This is a genomic window from Sphingomonas radiodurans, from assembly GCF_020866845.1.
GTDB classification, from domain to species: Bacteria; Pseudomonadota; Alphaproteobacteria; order Sphingomonadales; family Sphingomonadaceae; genus Sphingomonas; species Sphingomonas radiodurans.
In genome coordinates this window covers 842,782-858,581 of the sequence record NZ_CP086594.1, presented here as the reverse complement: position 1 = coordinate 858,581, position 15,800 = coordinate 842,782, and the positions used below count along the sequence as shown (strand labels likewise).

Below are 15,800 nucleotides of genomic sequence, written 5' to 3'. Positions count from 1 at the left end.
GGCTGACCTTGCGGATTCCCGTCTTTAAACATTCTTTTGTTGTTATCGGCGGAGGTTCGGACGGTCCTGCAGGTTTGTCAATCGGACAAAAGCGTCACGTCGATTTAGTTCATTTCCTATGCTGCAGCGGCGACCAGTTGGCGCCCGGTCAGTGACTTGGGACCTGCCGCGGTGAGTTCGACCCGCGCAATGTCGCCGATCGCGAACGCACTATCCACGAGCACCGACTGAAGCCAGGGCGACTTGCCGAGCATTTGCCCGGCAAACTTGCCTGGGCGTTCGATCAGCACGTCGCAAATCCGCCCGACGGCCGACTCATTGAAGGCAAGCTGGTCGCGGTTCAGCGCGGCCTGCAGGCGCTGGAGCCGTTCGTCCATTACGTCGGGCGCAATCTGGTCGGCCATATCGGCTGCTGGCGTGCCGGGACGCGGGCTGTATTTGAAGCTAAACGCCTGAGCGTAGCCGACCGCGTCCACCAGTCGCAGCGTTTCCTCGAAGTCAGCGTCGGTCTCGCCGGGGAAGCCAACGATAAAGTCGCCCGACAGTGCGATGTCCGGCCGCGCCGCGCGGACGCGGTCGAGCAGCTGGAGGTATGACGTGCGATCGTGGCTGCGGTTCATCGCCTTGAGCAGGCGATCACTGCCCGACTGTACGGGCAAGTGCAGGAACGGCATCAAGCTTTCGACGTCGCGATGCGCGTCGATCAAGCCCTGGGCCATGTCGTTGGGGTGGCTGGTGGTGTAGCGAATTCGCGCGAGGCTCGGGATGCGATCCAGCGTGCGGATCAGATCGTGGAGGCCACGGCCGTCGGTGTCTTCCCACGCGTTGACGTTCTGGCCGAGTAGCGTGATCTCACGCGCGCCGGCATCAACCAGTGCCTTCGCTTCGTCGACGATCGCAGCGAACGGCCGGCTTACCTCGGCGCCGCGCGTGTAGGGGACGACGCAGTAGGTGCAGAACTTGTCGCAGCCTTCTTGCACGGTGAGGAATGCGGTCGGGCCGACCGTGCGACGTGCGGGAAGCGCGGCGAACTTGGAGCCGACCGGCATGTCCGTGTCGAGTGCCGTTGTCCCCGCGGCGGCCTCCGCGACGAGCTTGGGCAGGTTGTGATAGGCTTGCGGGCCGACCACCACGTCGACTTTCGCGCGGCGGATGATCTCTTCGCCCTCGGCTTGCGCGACGCAGCCTGCGACCGCGATCATCGGCCCACGGCCGTCCTTGGCCCGTCGATCCTTGCGAATACGGCCAATGTCCGAGAACACCTTTTCGGTCGCCCGCTCTCGGATGTGGCAGGTGTTGAGCACTATGAGGTCGGCGTCGCTGGCATCGGCAGGGGTCATGCCCTCGCGGGTCATCAGCTCGGCCATGCGCTCGCCGTCGTAGACGTTCATTTGGCAGCCGAAGGATTTGACGGCGAAGGTCTTGGGAACAGGCTTCATGATGCCGCGTCTATAGCGGAGGTGATCCGACGTCACCACCGGCCGCCGCGATCCGCGCGCGGGCCTCGGCGGCTATCGCCTTTCGGCCGGGATAGTCGCGCGGGTCGAATGGCGCGCAGAAGTGCAGCGTCGCGGTAAAGCTTCCGCTGCGGCGCAGCACGCGCGCGGCGTGCACTTGGCCGGGTTCGTCGTCGACCCAGGCGAGTTCGTCGGTAGCGTCACCGTAATCTACCCGCACCGGCTGGACCAGCACGCCCGGTGGGGGTGGATCGAGCACCGCGAGCAATGCGGCCTTGAACGGCAGCAGCGTCTTGCCGTCGCCAGTCGTGCCTTCGGGGAAGATGGTGATCGCCCATGTCTCGGCGAGCGCATTGCGCAAGGTATTGATCTGGTCGGCCACCGCCATGCGATCCTCGCGCCGGACGAAGATCGTGCGGTTAAGCGTGCATAGCCATCCGACGAGCGGCACGTGGCGCAACTCCGCCTTGGCGACGAATGCGCTGCCGTTGCGGCCGGCGAGCAGCGGGATGTCCATCCAGCTCAGGTGATTGGAGACGAACACGACATCACGTTTGAGCGGCGTGCCGATCGTGCGACGCCGCGCGCCGACGATCCAGCCCATGCTGCCGAGGAACAGCTTGGGCCAGGGGGAGGGCAGTCGGAAAAGGCGCCAGCCGAGGTGGAGTGGCACCATAAGCAGCAAGGCGGCGAGGAGGGCCGTCAGCCGCAGCGCGATCCGCAACATCGCCGTCAGTCGAGGCCCGGTTCACCCGCCGCCCGTGCGCGCGCTTCGCGGCTCGCTTCTGCGGCAGGGACCAAGCGGAAGGCAGCGATCGCCGCGACGAACGTGATCGGCACCGTGACCAGCAGCGACAGCATGCCCGTGGAGAGACTGCCGGTAAGTGACGAGACGCGCCCGGCAAGATAAGGCCCCATCGCGAGCCCAAGCAGTGTCGTGCCGACAAAGTAGGTCGCGGTCGCTGCACCGCGCATCCGCGGCAGGACGAGATCCTGCGTCGTCGCCGCTGATGATCCCAGGCCCCAACTCGCGGTGAACTGCGCGAGGAACAGGCAGACGTAAAGCACCATGGGGGTATCGGTCGTGAAGCCGATCGCCATGAACGGGGCTGGTAGCACCGCGCCTAGCGCGACCATGATCAGCCGCCCGCCCGGATGCCGTCGGCGCAACCGATCACCTAGAATGCCGCCGACAGTCACCCCAAGAAACCCCGACAGCGCCCCCTGGCCCCCCAGGATCAGCCCAGCTTCCGCCGGCGAAACCCCCAGATCGCGCATCGCATACGGGGCAGCCCAGAAGCCCGCCGCGTAGCTCAGGAACGCATTGAGGCCGTATGCAACCACGGTGCAGAGGAAGGCCGGTGTGCCGACGATCAGCGCGAAGGTCGGGGGGTCGCGGTAGCGCAAGGCGCTTGCCCAAGAGAAAACCGCGTAACAGCCGATTCCGACCGCGATCCATTGCGGCAGCGGCTCGCCGAAGCTGATAAGCAGCAGGACGACGGCAATCGTGACAGCCGCGGCAACGAGGTTCCACAGCAATGCCCGCCTGCCGCAACGCGCTGCCGCAATCAGCGTCAAGGGGGGCAGGATTGTCAGCAATTCCTGAAAGAACGCCGCGAAAGGCGCCGGATGCGGCGGCTGCGCCAGTCCTTCGGATTGACCGCGAACAGGCTCGCGCAGCGTCGAGATCAGCAGCGCGACCACGAGGCCAGGGATGCCAACCGCCATGAAGGCCGCTTGCCAGCCAACCAGGCCGAACGGGCCACCGTTGGGATAGGCGCCGTTCCAGCCCTGCACGATCAATCCGCCGATGAACAGCGATGTGCCGGCACCAACATAAAGCCCGGCCGAATAGATCGATAATGCGGTGGCGCGGAGGCGCTTGGGGAAATAGTCAGAGATCAAAGAGTAAGCGGACGGACTTGCCGTCGCCTCTCCGATCCCGACGCCGACACGCGCCAGAGCGAGTTGCCCACCGGTGCGCGACAGGCCGGACAACACGGTCATCGTCGACCACAAGGTAAGCCCAACGCTGATCAGCCGCACGCGATGCCAATTGTCGGCTAGCCGCCCGAGCGGGATACCGAACAGCGCGTAGAACACGCCGAACGCCGTGCCATACAGGAAGCCCAGATCCTCGTCGCGCAGGTTCAGATCGCGCTTGATGTCCTCCGCCAGGATCGAGATCACTTGCCGATCAACAAAATTCAGAATGTAGACCACGAACAGGATCGACAGCACATACCAACCGTAGCCGGTGGCGCGGTATTCGCCGTCGGCATTGCCCACTTCACTGCCCGCCATTCCGCGCCTTTCCCTACGCATCACGCTGCTCGGCGACTAACAGAGCTTCAGGCAAGGGGCCAGCGGGCGATTGGCTCGTATTCTGCGCCGGCGCGGCCGAGGTGACTTTCGTATAGAATGAGATGCGGGAGGACGAAGGGTGCGCTGGTAACCCCGGCATGGCGGGCGAGCCAGCATTCCACTTCGGCTTCGGCGTTCGCGCCGCGCGCAAGTCGTGCCAGCGTGATGTGGGGCAAGAACGCTCGTCGTTCCGGCTCCAAGCCGATGCGCACGAGTGCCTGGTCGATCTTGTGGTGCAGCGCAGTGAGCGCGTCGTGCGGCATCAATGCCGCCCATAGCGTGTCCGTCTTGCCACGACGGTCGAACTGCCCGACGCCGGCGAGCGACACCGTTGGCGCAGCGGCGTGGATGAACGTGAGCGAGGCGGCGACATCTTCGCCCACAGGGCGGTCGACTGCGCCGATGAAGCGCAGCGTCAGGTGCAACTGCTCGTCATCCTGCCAGCGCGCATCCGTCACACCATCCATTGTGTCTACGAGCGCGTCGCGGATGATGGAGGGCGGACGTAGCGCAACGAATAAGCGATGCATCGGAGCGCCCCTGTCAAAAAGCTACATTACGAACTATTGCCGGCACACCGTCAGCTTGAAAAAACGTGCATTAAACGCGATATTCGTCGGGTAACCGGCCGCATGCCGGACGAAGGAGCGAACTGACAATGGCTAATTGGTCCGACCCCCGCCCGACGGCGAGCGCGTTCGGCGCGAGCGTGCCGGGCACGCGTGGGACGACGTACGATGCGGGTCTCCGCAAGTATATGCTGTCTGTCTATAATTACATGGCATCGGGCGTGTTGCTGACCGGTATCGTCGCGCTGATTTTTGCCAGCGGCGGTGCCAACAGCATGGCGGCGCAGGTATTCCTGGCCCCCGGTGTCCTTAAGTACGTCATCATGTTCTCGCCGCTGGCATTCGTGATGGTGCTGAGCTTCGGCATCAACCGCCTGTCGACCGGTACGGCGCAGCTGTTGTTTTGGGCGTTTGCAGGCATCATGGGCCTGTCGATGTCGACGATCTTCCTCCGCTACACTGGCGCGTCGATCGCGATCACGTTCTTTGCGACGTCGGTAGCGTTCCTGTCGCTTAGCATCTGGGGCTATACGACGAAGAAGAACCTGTCGGGCTTCGGCACGTTCCTGATCATGGGCGTGGTCGGTCTGATCGTTGCTTCGCTGTTGAACATCTGGTTCCAGTCGTCAGTGTTCAGCCTCGCGATCAGCGCGATCGGCGTGCTGCTGTTTGCAGGCCTCACCGCGTACGACACGCAGCGCATCAAGGAGATGTATGCGCAGGTTGCAGGCACTGAGATGATGGGCAAGGCCGTGATCATGGGCGCGCTGTCGCTGTATCTCGACTTCGTCAACATGTTCCAGTTCCTTCTTTCGTTCCTCGGCAGCCGCGACTAACCGCGCACTTCGAGCTTTAACTTCTTGGCCCGGCGGGGAAACTCGCCGGGCCTTTTCATGGTGGATAGGGCATGCGGCTCGCGATTGACGTTCACCTCGATTATGGCTTTCCCGAGCCGGCGGATGTGCTGTTGCAGATCGAGGCCGCGGCCATGGCGGACCAGCGGATCGAGACGGAATCTCTGATTATCGAGTCCGATCATCCGATCCGCGCGATCCGCGGCGAGGAAGGCATTGGGCAACGCTGCTGGGCGCGGGGCGACCAGCGGCTGGTGGCCAATTACCGCGCGGTCGTGACGATCGAGCGGCCGGCGATCGACCTCTCCAGCCTTTCATCCGGACCAGTCCGCGAGCTGCCGCCCGAGGTGATCCGCTACATGCTGCCCAGTCGATACTGCGAATCGGATCGCCTCGAACATTTCGTCCGTCGAGAGTTTGCTGGTTTGAGCGGCGGCGCGCTCGCCGTGGCGATGACGGAGTGGGTTTGTCGTGCCATCGAATATTCCAACGCGGCGAGTGACGGACGCACAACCGCGTTGACCACCTTTGCCGAACGGCGCGGGGTATGTCGTGATTATGCGCACCTGCTGGTGGCGCTCGCGCGCGCGGGCGAAATTCCGGCGCGGTGCGTCGCCGCTTACGCGCCTGGGGTCGATCCACCGGATTTCCACGCGGTTGCCGAAGTGTGGCTCGGCGGCGGCTGGCATCTGCTCGACGCAACCGGCATGGCATCGTGCTGCGATCTTGCACGTGTTGCCGTGGGTCTGGATGCGACCGAAATCGCGTTCATGACGATCTTTGGTACCGCGAACCTCTGGGCGCAGACTGTCTCGGTCCGCAGGCTTGACGATCTGACAGCGTCGGAGGAACAGGGCGCCAGTGCCGGCTGTTGAGCACGCAATTCCAGAGGAGAGGCTCGATGCCGACTGACCAGACCCCGTCACAGGATGCCGGACGCGACAAATCGATCGCCAAGCGGCTCGATAAGCATCCCGACAGCAAGGACGCGCAGCTCGACAATGCGCTCGATGAGTCGATGGACGCTTCCGATCCACCGCAGAACACGCAACCTGGGCGTAGCGATCCTGCACCATCCTCGGGCTTCGACGAGGAAGCAGAGCGTCAACGGGACGCTTGATTGTTGCGCGCATGCCGCACTTGGCGTGCATTTATGACAACTTCACTCCGTTCGTCGCATCGCTTGTTGCGGTGCGGCAACAGCCGTGTTCGTATCTGAACGCCGGGCATCGCGGCGTTAAGGCGGCTGTTAACCATCTTGGCGCAAGATGCGCAGGTTCGGATATTCCGGGGGGTGGTCGACATGAGTGCCAAGATGAAGCCGGCCGAAGGTGTGATGACGTTGGCTGAGATGAAGGAGTTTGCCGGGTTCGCTGCGTCTACCCAGCGTTACATTCGACGCAGTCTGGACATCGGTCTTGATCGTGACGATGCCATGACGCGTTGGTCGCGCGACGTGGTCGAGGCGGCTAGTATCCGCGCTCAAGCCCGACACTACGAACGGCTGTCCGACATTCGGGCAGTGGTGCCGGACGACAGCGGGCTTGATGCGATGGAGCCGTTCCTCGCGCCGCTTGTTACGGTCAGCGCGTTCGATCTGGGGCAGGGGCGGATCACGACTTTTTCCGCATATCGCTTCCTCTACGAGCGACTGATCGGTGCCTCGGTACGTCCGTGGTTGCCGGGTGCGTTCTGCGCGGCGGCTGCATTGCCGCACCTGCACCCCGAGCTGCGCCGTAAGCTGCTTCAGTCGATCAGCGAGGCGGCCGCGACCGCTTCGGGTTGGTCGTCACGGCAACCGGCTTTCTATCCGTATTGGGTTGAGAAGGTGGAGCCAGGCGCGCTGCCGAACTGATCAGTGGGGCTGCGGTGCTGAATTCATCGGCAGGCGCGCCAGCTCATCGCGCCGCGATCGGCTTGGTCGAGGTGCAGGTGGTCGCGATGGGCGGCGTTGTAGTCGGGGGAAAGGACCGTTGCGAAGACGCCGCAGGCTCCGTCGCGCACGTCGCGTAAGAAAGCCGCTCGCGGCCCGGCCTTTGTCCAGTCCGCCACGAGCGTCACGCGAGTGCCATCCGCCAGACGAAAGCCTGAGATATCTACCGCATCGGCGGTCGCATGTTGGCTGAAATCGCCGCTGCTTCGCCCATACAGTCGCCGACAATTGTAGCTACCGAGATGCTCGATGTGCGAGACCCGCATACGGAAATGCCGTTCGGCGGCTGGCTGAACGACCTCCCATTGCCATAGCGCCAATGCAGCGGAAACGGGGCAGGCAGTGCCAAGATTGGCCGGGCTGAATGGTGTGATCCGCGGATCATCGGCGGTGAACCGGAGCCCGTCGGCGTAGCCGCAGCGCTCGCCTTCGCTGCGCTCGGGCAGCACGGTATATTTAACTCCGGCCCGATCAAGCAATGCGCGGCAACCTGGAAAATCACTGCCGAGCGCGGCGAGTTTCCGCCCGGTAAACATGCCGACGGGCTGCGATAGGTCCAACGGTGCCCAAGGATTATCCTGCGGGTGCTGCCTAACCCAGCCGTAACCCACCAGCGCCAGCAGCGCGGCAACCGCTAACGCTACGACCCAGCGCACCGTTCGTCGGACGCGCCGTGCGGCGCGGTCACGTCGGCGCATCAGCCACGCATTGCGCTCGAGATCGCTTCGGACGTGATCGGATAGCCTGCATCCTGCGGGATACAGAGATGCTCGTGCCCATCGCGGGTCTCAGCCCACGGCGTGACCATGACAACGGGCGTGGCCCGCGCGTGTGCGAGCGCCTCCGAATAGCTGGCGAACTGCGCCAGTCGCTCGAGGTTGCGGCGCGTGGGGTAAATGATCGCGAGCTTGCCGGCGTCTGCGTCGTTCAGCACTTGCTGCGCCGTCGACCAGACCAGCCGTACATTCTCCGTCTCATCGACGCTCGCGCGCGGTGCATTCTGCGGCAGCTCGGCGAGATAGAAGCGCGTGTCGAAGATCCGCATGTGCGCATGCGCCGGCCGCCAGCGTGCCCAAGGGGCGAGCTGCGCGATATCGAGCGTAGCGCCGGCGGTGGCGAGCGCTTCGGCAAATGGCTCACCGTCGTGAAGAGCCGCGCGCATTGTCGCAAGCGCTGCCGCGGTCGGCAATTCAGCTAACCCGACTGGTAGTCCTGCCTCTTCGATCGTCTCACGTATAGCTGCGATGCGCGCCGCGGTCTCGTCGTCACCGCCGAGCAGTTCCGCCAAGACATGATCGCCGGGATCGATCCGGCCACCAGGAAACACCATCGCGCCACCGGCAAACACCATCGCCTTCGCTCGTTCCACCATCAGCACTTCGGGGGCGCCGTATTCAGCAGCGCGAAGGATGATGAGGGTGGCGGCGGGGATCGGATCGGGCAGCGTTTCGCTCATATGACCGACTTAACGATGCTCGGCACAGAAAGTCACGTCTTGGAGGCAGGATAATTGTCCGGGGAGTGGTGGAGCCGAAGGGAATCGAACCCTTGACCTCTGCAGTGCGATTGCAGCGCTCTCCCATCTGAGCTACGGCCCCGCCCGAACCCGGATCCACCGGAGAGCATGGGCTGTAGCGGGCTCTCACAGGTGATGCAACGTGCTCCGGTGAGGCTGGCTTCATCTTAGAAATGCGATCGTGCGGGGTTCAGTTGATCCCAAGGATCTTTGCGTTTCCGCCAGAGCTGGGGCAGACCTCATCCTCGAAAATCAAGACTGAGGAGAGATGCAATGCCACGTGCCTGGAGCTTGAAATCACGTCCGCATGGGATGCCGCGCGGCTCCGATTTCGCACTGGTTGAGATTGATTCGGCGCCGCTTGGCGAGGGTGAAGTCCGCATCGCCAACCGTTGGTTGTCGGTCGATCCGTACATGCGCGGCCGGATGAACGATGTGAAAAGCTACGTTCCTCCCTTTGCGCTCGGCGAGCCAATGCAGGGCGGCGCGATTGGCGAGGTGGTCGAGAGTCGCGCCGCATCCGTTCCGGTCGGCACCAAGGTCCAGCACATGCTCGGCTGGCGTGACGAGGCAGTCGTGCCGGGCGACCAAGTGCAGAAGCTGCCGGATCTCGGCGTGCCGGACGAGGCATTCCTTGGCCAGTTCGGCATGCCAGGTATGACGGCGTATTTCGGACTATTGGAAGTTGCCGATGCAAAGGCTGAGGACATAGTGTTCGTTTCGGCCGCAGCTGGGGCTGTGGGCTCAACGGTGGTGCAGATCGCAAAGGCGAAAGGCATGACGGTCATCGGCTCTGCCGGCGGCGCGGATAAGTGCGCCTGGGTCAAGTCGCTGGGTGCTGACGCGGTGGTCGATTATAAGGCGGGTGATGTCGTGCGAGCGTTGGCCGAGGCGGCGCCGAAGGGCATCGACGTCTATTTCGACAACGTCGGCGGCGACCATCTCGACGCCGCGCTTCTTGCCGCAAGAATGGATGCACGTTTTGCAATCTGCGGGATGATCGACATCTATAATGACGGCAAGCCGCAGTCGCTGAAGTACCTTGCCAAGGTGATCGGCGCGCGGATCGCGATCAAGGGCTTTATCGTGAGCGACTATATGGCGCGGGCGGCTGAATTCTATCGCGACATGGGCGGCTGGCTCGCCGAAGGAAAGCTGCAGCGCGAGGAGACGGTCCACGACGGTCTTGATGCGATGCCCGATGCTTTCCTTGGGTTATTTACCGGTGGAAATACGGGCAAGATGCTCGTCCGGGTGTGATCGAGCGTCATGCCGAGCTTCGGCCCGGCATGACGTCCTTTGTCTCAGATTGCGCCGCTGAACGTATCACACACGGCGGGATCACCACTCTCAAGCCCGCGACGCAGCCACGTCTGGCGCTGCGCCGATGTTCCGTGGGTAAAGCTTTCGGGTTGCACCCGACCTTGAGCTTGAGTCTGAAGCTTGTCGTCGCCGATTGCGGCGGCGGCGGTCATGCCTTCCTCGACGTCGCCGGGCTCGAGCCGATTGCGATTTTGCGCCGCCCAAACGCCGGCGTAGCAATCCGCCTGAAGCTCGAGCCGCACCGACAGCGCGTTACCTTCAGCCTCGCTGGCGCCACGTTGCCCCTGCCGCACCCGGTCTGAAGCGCCAGTCAGCGTCTGGATGTGATGACCGAACTCGTGCGCCACGACATAGTATTGCGCGAAGTCGCCAGCGGCGCGGTACTTCTGCTCGAGCTCCTGAAAGAAGCTGGTATCGATGTAGATGCCTTGGTCGGACGGGCAGTAGAAGGGACCCATCGCAGACATTGCGGCACCGCATCCAGATTGCCCGCGACCGCCGTAGAAAACGAGCTTGGGCGCCTCGAACCGTGTGCCGGACTGGGCAAATAGTTGCTCCCAGGTATTCTCGGCGGAAGAGAAGGCGTTGCATGTTGCACGCGTTGCAGCATCGGCCGAGCACGCTGCCTGAGCTGTCGACCCTCCGCCGCCGCTCTGCTCCGTCCGCGTTGGCGCGGTGGTCGTGCCTACGCCGGGGATAAGCCCGCCGAGGTTGCCGAGCCCCCCGAACACCGCGAAAATGATCAATACGACTACGATCCCGCCGCAACCAAAGCGGCTCCCGATCATCGGCAGCAGGCCGAGTAACAACCCGCCACCGCCACCGCCACCACCGCCGCCGAAGCTCTGGCCGCGCTGATCCTCGACATTAATGTTCGGGTCGAAATCGTCGAGCCGCATTGCCCGCCCCCTGTAGTTGTCGCGACATCGTTACTCGCCCGGCATGAATGCGCGAGGGAGTGTCACGGTTGCAAGTCGCACGGCTTGATCGAGATGCACGTGCGGAGCATTGGACGGTTCATGGCCGATATCGAACCCACATCGCCGGTAAGGCGCTCGCGGCGCCGAGCCAAAGTCCTGCCGCTGCCTGATCAGGTCGCACTTGTATTGCAGGGCGGCGGAGCGCTCGGCAGCTATCAGGGGGGCGTGATCGAAGCGCTTTCCGCGGTGGCAATCGAGCCAGACTGGGTGGCCGGTATATCGATTGGCGCGGTCAACGCTGCGATCGTCGCGGGCAACCCACCAGAGCGGCGCGTCGAGCGGCTCAGGGCATTCTGGGACCAGGCGACGAGCTGGCTGCCGAGCTTCCCAATCCTGCCGGACGATATGGTTCGCGAGTTCGTCCATGAATGGTCGGCGGGGTTTGTTGCGCTGGCCGGCGTGCCGGGCTTTTTCGGGCCGCGCTTCGTGCCACCAGTTTTCGCGTCGCCAGGTTCGATCGAGGCGCTGAGCTTCTATGACGCGACACCGCTCCGTGCCACGCTCGACGAACTAATCGACTGGGATCTCGTCAACCACGGCCCGGTGCGGCTGTCGGTCGGCGCAGTCGATGTCGAGAGCGGCAATTTCCGCTATTTCGATACGACCGAGGAATGGGTAGACGCGCGCCACGTGATGGCGTCTGGCGCGCTGCCGCCGGGCCTGCCGCCTGTGGAAATCGATGGCCGCTGGTATTGGGACGGCGGGCTGGTGTCGAACACGCCGCTTCAGCACGTGCTCGACAATCAACGCGAAGGCATGATCGTTTTCCAGGTCGATTTGTTCTCCGCGGCCGATCAGCGCCCGCGCACGATCATGGACGTGGCAGCGCGCGCGAAGGAGATCACCTTTTCTAGCCGCACGCGGCAGGTGACTGACCAGCTGATGAAGCTGCGCAAGGAGCGCGAACTCGTCCGCAAGGTGCTGGCGAAACTGCCGGCCGAGCTGCGCGCCGACGCCGATGTCGCGCAGCTCGCTGAGATGTCAGCTGAGCAACCGGTCAGTCTCGTCCACCTGATCTACCGCGCCAATGCGTGGGAAGGCGGCGCGCGTGATTACGAATTCTCCACGCGGACGATGCGCGAGCATTGGGCCGCCGGCGGGGCCGCGGTCGACGCGACGATGGACAATGCCGAACTCGTCGCGGAAAACATCCTTACCGGGCGTACCGCGGCGTTCGACCTCGCACGATAGGAAAGACGCGATGTTTCTCAAAGGCAAGACGGCGCTTATCACCGGCTCCACCTCCGGGATCGGCCTTGCGTACGCCAAGGCGTTTGCGGCCGAGGGCGCGGCGGTGATGATCAATGGCTTTGGTGACGCAGACGCGATTGAGGCGGAACGCGCTGGGCTCACCGAGACGAGTGGAGCGGGCGCGCTCTACGATCCGGCCGACATGACCAAGCCTGGCGAGATCGCCCGCATGGTCGCGCGGTGCCACGCAGAGTTGGGCGGGCCCGACATTGTCGTCAACAATGCGGGCATTCAGTTCGTGTCGCCTGTCACCGAATTCCCGAAGGACAAGTGGGATGCGATCATCGCGATCAACCTGACCAGCGCGTTCCACGTCATGCAGGCCGCGATCCCGCACATGCGCGTGAAGCGATGGGGGCGGATCATCTCGACCGCCTCGGCGCACAGCCTCGTCGCCAGCCCGAACAAGGCGGCTTACGTCGCGGCAAAGCATGGGCTTGCCGGTCTGAGCAAGTCGGTCGCGCTTGAGACGGCGACCGACGGGATTACGGTGAACTGCATCTCGCCAGGTTACGTCTGGACGCCACTGGTCGAGAACCAGATCCCCGACACGATGAAGGCGCGCGGGCTGACGCGTGAACAGGTAATCAACGACGTATTGCTGGCGGCACAGCCGACCAAGCAGTTCGTGACACCCGAGGAGGTCGCCGCCTTCGCTCTCTTCCTCTGCCGCGATGAGGCGGCGTCAATAACTGGTGCGAACCTGACCGCAGATGGTGGTTGGACGGCGGCTTGAGCGGCTGCGGACAGGGCGTTCGCGGGTGCGAGGCATGCGATGATCGTCGCGAGTGCAGCGGCACCTGTACCGCAATCGGTCGGATCACCTAACGCGATTAACTAGTTGACTGGCGTTGGAGTGCCTGCGGCGTCCATGGCCCGTGCGACGGGCGCGAGGCTCGCCAGATATTCTTTGCCGTGCTTGTCTATGAGCGTGACGCGCCCCGTGTTCGCTGCGGCGACGGCCTTTAGATACGAGCGCGGCTTTTTCATCAGCGCCGGAAAGTCAATCTTGGCCAGCCCCGCACGGCGTGCCGCCTCTTGCGTGAAATGGACACAGTTTCGGGTATTCATTCGGTAAGTGCCGTTACCCTTCGTCTCGTCCCATTCGTCGACCAGGCGTAGAATGTCGGCGTATTGGCGATCCGTCAGGACGACAGAGAATTGAGCATCGCTGCCCTCCATGTAGCTTGGCTTGGCAATGTCTAGCCGACCTTGCACTGGACCAAACAAAATGGCGGGCGAGATGGCTTTCGGCGTGAAGCCGTAGTTGAGGTCCACTGGGGGGCCACCCGCATCCGGCGTGCCGCGGAGCGTGAAGAACGCATGCGGAAAGTGGTTGCCGAGTTCGTGGCTCCAGAAGGTGATTACGATCGCCGCGTTAGCGGGAAGCGCTGTCAGCGACAGCAGGAATGCGGCGATCAGGGCAATGAAATGCTTCATCGGACCCATGTGTCATTGCATGGTGGGCCGCTCAAGCCTTTGCATGACCCGCACGGTCGCGAAGCGCCTGTAACTGCTCACGGAAATGCCCGCCGGCGACGAACCACCGGCGGGCACCTTTCCTCCCCAGGAACTTTAGCCGGACTACGACGCAGCGATAGCGCCGCCGCCGGTTGGCGTGTCCGAGGACAACCGCAGCGCCGCTGAGGTTGCCCCGGTCAAGCCGCGAATTGATTCATTGTGTTGTGCGTGCCGCCGGCCTTCAGTGCGGCCTCACCGGCAAAATATTCCTTGTGGTCGTCGCCGATGTCGCTGCCCGACATATTCTGGTGCTTCACGCAGGCGATACCTTCGCGGATTTCCTTGCGCTGCACGCCCTTGACGTAGCCAAGCATGCCAGCCTCGCCGAAATACTCCTTGGCGAGATTGTCGGTGGACAGTGCCGCGGTGTGATAGGTCGGCAAGGTGATCAGATGATGGAAGATGCCTGCGCGCGCTGCGGCGTCCTTTTGGAATGTACGGATCTTTTCGTCCGCCTCCGCGGCGAGCTCAGTGTCGTCATAATCGACGCTCATTAGGCGCGTGCGATCGTAGCTCGACAGATCCTTGCCGGCTTCCGCCCAAGCGTCGAAAACCTGCTGCCGGAAATTCAGCGTCCAGTTGAAGCTTGGCGAGTTGTTGTACACCAGCTTGGCGTTCGGGATCACCTCGCGGATGCGATCGACCATCGAGGCGATCTGCTCGATGTGCGGCTTCTCGGTCTCGATCCACAATAGGTCGGCGCCGTTCTGAAGGCTGTTAATGCAGTCGAGCACGCAGCGATCAGCGCCAGTGCCTTCACGGAACTGGAAGAGGTTGGACGGCAGCCGCTTCGGACGCATCAGCTTTCCGTCACGCTCGATTACGACGTCGCCGCGCAGGGTGGCGAGGTCGGTTACCTCCTCGCAATCGAGGAAGGCGTTGTACTGATCACCAATGTCGCCGGCTTCCTTCGAGAACGCGATTTGCTTGGTCAGGCCTGCACCGAGCGAGTCCGTACGCGTCACGATGATCCCGTCTTCGACGCCAAGCTCAAGGAAGGCATACCGGCAGGCGCGGACCTTGGCGAGAAAGTCCTCGTGCGGCACGGTGACCTTGCCGTCCTGATGGCCGCACTGCTTTTCGTCGGACACCTGATTCTCGATTTGCAGCGCGCAGGCACCGGCCTCGATCATCTTCTTGGCGAGCAGGTACGTCGCCTCGGCATTGCCGAAGCCCGCATCGATGTCGGCGATGATCGGCACGACGTGGGTCTCGTAATTGTCGATCGCGTGGAGCAACCGCTGCGCTTCGATCTCGTTGCCGGCGTCGCGCGCCTTGTCGAGATCGCGGAACATCATGCCGAGTTCGCGGGCGTCTGCCTGCTTCAGGAAGGTGTACAGCTCTTCGATCAGTGCGGGGACGCTCGTCTTCTCGTGCATCGACTGGTCGGGAAGCGGGCCGAACTCGCTGCGCAATGCGGCTACCATCCAGCCAGATAAATAGAGGTAGCGACCCTTCGTGGTGCCGAAATGCTTCTTGATCGAGATGAGCTTCTGCTGACCGATGAAGCCGTGCCAGCAACCGAGCGATTGCGTGTATTCGGCCGGGTTTGCATCATACGCTGCCATGTCGCGGCGCATGATGCCGGCGGTGTAGCGGGCGATGTCGATCCCGCTGCGGAACCGGTTCTGCAGCCGCATCCGCGCGACCGACTCAGGATCAATGCCGTCCCAGGTGCCGTTGTAGCTGGCGACGAGTTGGCCGATCTGGGCGGTGTGTTCCTGGTAGTTCATGGCAGTTCCTGTCGCGGATGAGGCTGAATGTGCGGTGTCGATCAGCCGAGGCGGCCGAGGCGGTGGTAGAGGTTCGAGAATTTGGCCGAGCGCGGCTCGTCGGCGATCTTCTTGATGTACTCGCCGATCGCTTCCTTCATCAGGCCGAAGTCCTCGGTCGAGAACACGGCGCGGCTGCGTTGCGGGGTATCATTCATGGCGAATTCCTGTGCGGATGCTTACAACTGAGATCGTGTGAACAGGTTTGGACGGTGCAAGGCAATCAAACTTCACGATCATCACGGTCATGAGGTCGGAAG

17 protein-coding genes and 1 tRNA gene are annotated in these 15,800 nt (G+C 63.2%); 7 read left to right on the top strand and 11 right to left on the bottom strand.

Translation table 11 applies throughout. The features are described from left to right. Positions 1–116 precede the first annotated feature (116 nt). The 4 genes from miaB to thpR are packed head-to-tail and all read right to left on the bottom strand — an operon-like array spanning position 117 to position 4,351. Complete coding sequence (gene miaB, locus LLW23_RS04210; RefSeq protein WP_228948466.1) at positions 117–1,439, bottom strand: tRNA (N6-isopentenyl adenosine(37)-C2)-methylthiotransferase MiaB; 1,323 nt, start codon at positions 1,437–1,439, stop codon at positions 117–119. A 10-nt stretch (positions 1,440–1,449) separates the two neighbouring features. Continuing rightward, complete coding sequence (locus LLW23_RS04205) at positions 1,450–2,184, bottom strand: lysophospholipid acyltransferase family protein (protein WP_228947529.1); 735 nt, start codon at positions 2,182–2,184, stop codon at positions 1,450–1,452. A 5-nt stretch (positions 2,185–2,189) separates the two neighbouring features. Further along, entirely contained in the window at positions 2,190–3,761 is a 1,572-nt protein-coding gene (locus LLW23_RS04200) for a spinster family MFS transporter (RefSeq protein ID WP_228947528.1), read from the bottom strand. Positions 3,762–3,808: 47 nt separating this feature from the next. Beyond that, positions 3,809–4,351, bottom strand: a complete 543-nt coding sequence (thpR, locus tag LLW23_RS04195; protein WP_228947527.1) for an RNA 2',3'-cyclic phosphodiesterase — start codon at positions 4,349–4,351, stop codon at positions 3,809–3,811. A gap of 128 nt (positions 4,352–4,479) precedes the next feature. Here thpR and LLW23_RS04190 point away from each other — a divergent pair, with 128 nt between their 5' ends. From LLW23_RS04190 to LLW23_RS04175, 4 genes are all read left to right on the top strand, one after another. Further along, the gene (locus tag LLW23_RS04190; RefSeq protein ID WP_228947526.1) at positions 4,480–5,226 is read left to right on the top strand and encodes a Bax inhibitor-1/YccA family protein; all 747 of its coding nucleotides are present in this window, start codon (positions 4,480–4,482) and stop codon (positions 5,224–5,226) included. Between the two features lie 71 nt (positions 5,227–5,297). Next, complete coding sequence (locus LLW23_RS04185) at positions 5,298–6,119, top strand: transglutaminase-like domain-containing protein (RefSeq protein ID WP_228947525.1); 822 nt, start codon at positions 5,298–5,300, stop codon at positions 6,117–6,119. A 26-nt stretch (positions 6,120–6,145) separates the two neighbouring features. Beyond that, a complete protein-coding gene (locus LLW23_RS04180) occupies positions 6,146–6,364 on the top strand; it encodes a hypothetical protein (RefSeq protein WP_333473793.1) in 219 nt (72 codons plus the stop codon). 183 nt (positions 6,365–6,547) lie between these two features. Next, positions 6,548–7,099 carry a hypothetical protein gene (locus LLW23_RS04175; RefSeq protein WP_228948465.1) on the top strand — a complete coding sequence of 184 codons (552 nt, stop codon included), beginning with the start codon at positions 6,548–6,550 and terminating at the stop codon, positions 7,097–7,099. A gap of 23 nt (positions 7,100–7,122) precedes the next feature. Here LLW23_RS04175 and LLW23_RS04170 read toward each other — a convergent pair whose 3' ends face one another. The 3 genes from LLW23_RS04170 to LLW23_RS04160 form a co-directional block, all read right to left on the bottom strand. Then, entirely contained in the window at positions 7,123–7,875 is a 753-nt protein-coding gene (locus LLW23_RS04170) for an extensin-like domain-containing protein (protein ID WP_228947524.1), read from the bottom strand. After that, positions 7,875–8,633, bottom strand: coding sequence for an NUDIX hydrolase (locus LLW23_RS04165; RefSeq protein ID WP_228947523.1), 759 nt, complete (start codon positions 8,631–8,633; stop codon positions 7,875–7,877). The genes LLW23_RS04170 and LLW23_RS04165 overlap by 1 nt, the downstream gene beginning before the upstream one ends. Before the next feature lie 66 nt (positions 8,634–8,699). Beyond that, a tRNA-Ala gene (locus LLW23_RS04160) sits at positions 8,700–8,775 on the bottom strand. A 191-nt stretch (positions 8,776–8,966) separates the two neighbouring features. Here LLW23_RS04160 and LLW23_RS04155 point away from each other — a divergent pair. Next, complete coding sequence (locus LLW23_RS04155) at positions 8,967–9,953, top strand: NADP-dependent oxidoreductase (protein ID WP_228947522.1); 987 nt, start codon at positions 8,967–8,969, stop codon at positions 9,951–9,953. 44 nt (positions 9,954–9,997) lie between these two features. Here LLW23_RS04155 and ypfJ read toward each other — a convergent pair whose 3' ends face one another. Continuing rightward, entirely contained in the window at positions 9,998–10,915 is a 918-nt protein-coding gene (gene ypfJ / locus LLW23_RS04150) for a KPN_02809 family neutral zinc metallopeptidase (RefSeq protein WP_228947521.1), read from the bottom strand. 120 nt (positions 10,916–11,035) lie between these two features. Between ypfJ and LLW23_RS04145 the strand changes: the two genes are divergently transcribed. Both LLW23_RS04145 and LLW23_RS04140 read left to right on the top strand, forming a co-directional pair. After that, the gene (locus LLW23_RS04145; protein ID WP_228947520.1) at positions 11,036–12,187 is read left to right on the top strand and encodes a DUF3734 domain-containing protein; all 1,152 of its coding nucleotides are present in this window, start codon (positions 11,036–11,038) and stop codon (positions 12,185–12,187) included. Positions 12,188–12,197: 10 nt separating this feature from the next. Beyond that, positions 12,198–12,983: a 3-hydroxybutyrate dehydrogenase gene (locus LLW23_RS04140; protein ID WP_228947519.1), complete on the top strand. Its 786-nt coding sequence runs from the start codon at positions 12,198–12,200 to the stop codon at positions 12,981–12,983. 101 nt (positions 12,984–13,084) lie between these two features. Here the strand turns inward: LLW23_RS04140 and LLW23_RS04135 are convergent, their stop codons facing one another. The 3 genes from LLW23_RS04135 to LLW23_RS04125 form a co-directional block, all read right to left on the bottom strand. Continuing rightward, a complete protein-coding gene (locus tag LLW23_RS04135) occupies positions 13,085–13,687 on the bottom strand; it encodes a hypothetical protein (RefSeq protein WP_228947518.1) in 603 nt (200 codons plus the stop codon). Positions 13,688–13,905: 218 nt separating this feature from the next. Next, positions 13,906–15,501 (bottom strand): isocitrate lyase, encoded by a 1,596-nt coding sequence (locus tag LLW23_RS04130; protein ID WP_228947517.1) that lies wholly within the window; start codon positions 15,499–15,501, stop codon positions 13,906–13,908. A gap of 41 nt (positions 15,502–15,542) precedes the next feature. Beyond that, on the bottom strand, positions 15,543–15,698 hold the full coding sequence (locus LLW23_RS04125; protein ID WP_168770666.1) for a hypothetical protein: 156 nt from the start codon (positions 15,696–15,698) through the stop codon (positions 15,543–15,545). Positions 15,699–15,800: the final 102 nt, after the last annotated feature.

Bases quoted from the DNA above. Each gene is read 5' to 3' on its own strand.
- LLW23_RS04190 (WP_228947526.1), top strand. From the start codon at position 4,480: ATGGCTAATTGGTCCGACCCCCGCCCGACGGCGAGCGCGTTCGGCGCG.
- LLW23_RS04175 (WP_228948465.1), top strand. From the start codon at position 6,548: ATGAGTGCCAAGATGAAGCCGGCCGAAGGTGTGATGACGTTGGCTGAG.
- LLW23_RS04140 (WP_228947519.1), top strand. From the start codon at position 12,198: ATGTTTCTCAAAGGCAAGACGGCGCTTATCACCGGCTCCACCTCCGGG.
- LLW23_RS04130 (WP_228947517.1), bottom strand. From the start codon at position 15,501: ATGAACTACCAGGAACACACCGCCCAGATCGGCCAACTCGTCGCCAGC.
- LLW23_RS04155 (WP_228947522.1), top strand. From the start codon at position 8,967: ATGCCACGTGCCTGGAGCTTGAAATCACGTCCGCATGGGATGCCGCGC.
- LLW23_RS04200 (WP_228947528.1), bottom strand. From the start codon at position 3,761: ATGGCGGGCAGTGAAGTGGGCAATGCCGACGGCGAATACCGCGCCACC.
- ypfJ (WP_228947521.1), bottom strand. From the start codon at position 10,915: ATGCGGCTCGACGATTTCGACCCGAACATTAATGTCGAGGATCAGCGC.
- miaB (WP_228948466.1), bottom strand. From the start codon at position 1,439: ATGAAGCCTGTTCCCAAGACCTTCGCCGTCAAATCCTTCGGCTGCCAA.
- LLW23_RS04135 (WP_228947518.1), bottom strand. From the start codon at position 13,687: ATGAAGCATTTCATTGCCCTGATCGCCGCATTCCTGCTGTCGCTGACA.
- LLW23_RS04165 (WP_228947523.1), bottom strand. From the start codon at position 8,633: ATGAGCGAAACGCTGCCCGATCCGATCCCCGCCGCCACCCTCATCATC.
- LLW23_RS04205 (WP_228947529.1), bottom strand. From the start codon at position 2,184: ATGTTGCGGATCGCGCTGCGGCTGACGGCCCTCCTCGCCGCCTTGCTG.
- LLW23_RS04180 (WP_333473793.1), top strand. From the start codon at position 6,146: ATGCCGACTGACCAGACCCCGTCACAGGATGCCGGACGCGACAAATCG.
- LLW23_RS04170 (WP_228947524.1), bottom strand. From the start codon at position 7,875: ATGCGCCGACGTGACCGCGCCGCACGGCGCGTCCGACGAACGGTGCGC.
- LLW23_RS04145 (WP_228947520.1), top strand. From the start codon at position 11,036: ATGGCCGATATCGAACCCACATCGCCGGTAAGGCGCTCGCGGCGCCGA.
- LLW23_RS04185 (WP_228947525.1), top strand. From the start codon at position 5,298: ATGCGGCTCGCGATTGACGTTCACCTCGATTATGGCTTTCCCGAGCCG.
- thpR (WP_228947527.1), bottom strand. From the start codon at position 4,351: ATGCATCGCTTATTCGTTGCGCTACGTCCGCCCTCCATCATCCGCGAC.
- LLW23_RS04125 (WP_168770666.1), bottom strand. From the start codon at position 15,698: ATGAATGATACCCCGCAACGCAGCCGCGCCGTGTTCTCGACCGAGGAC.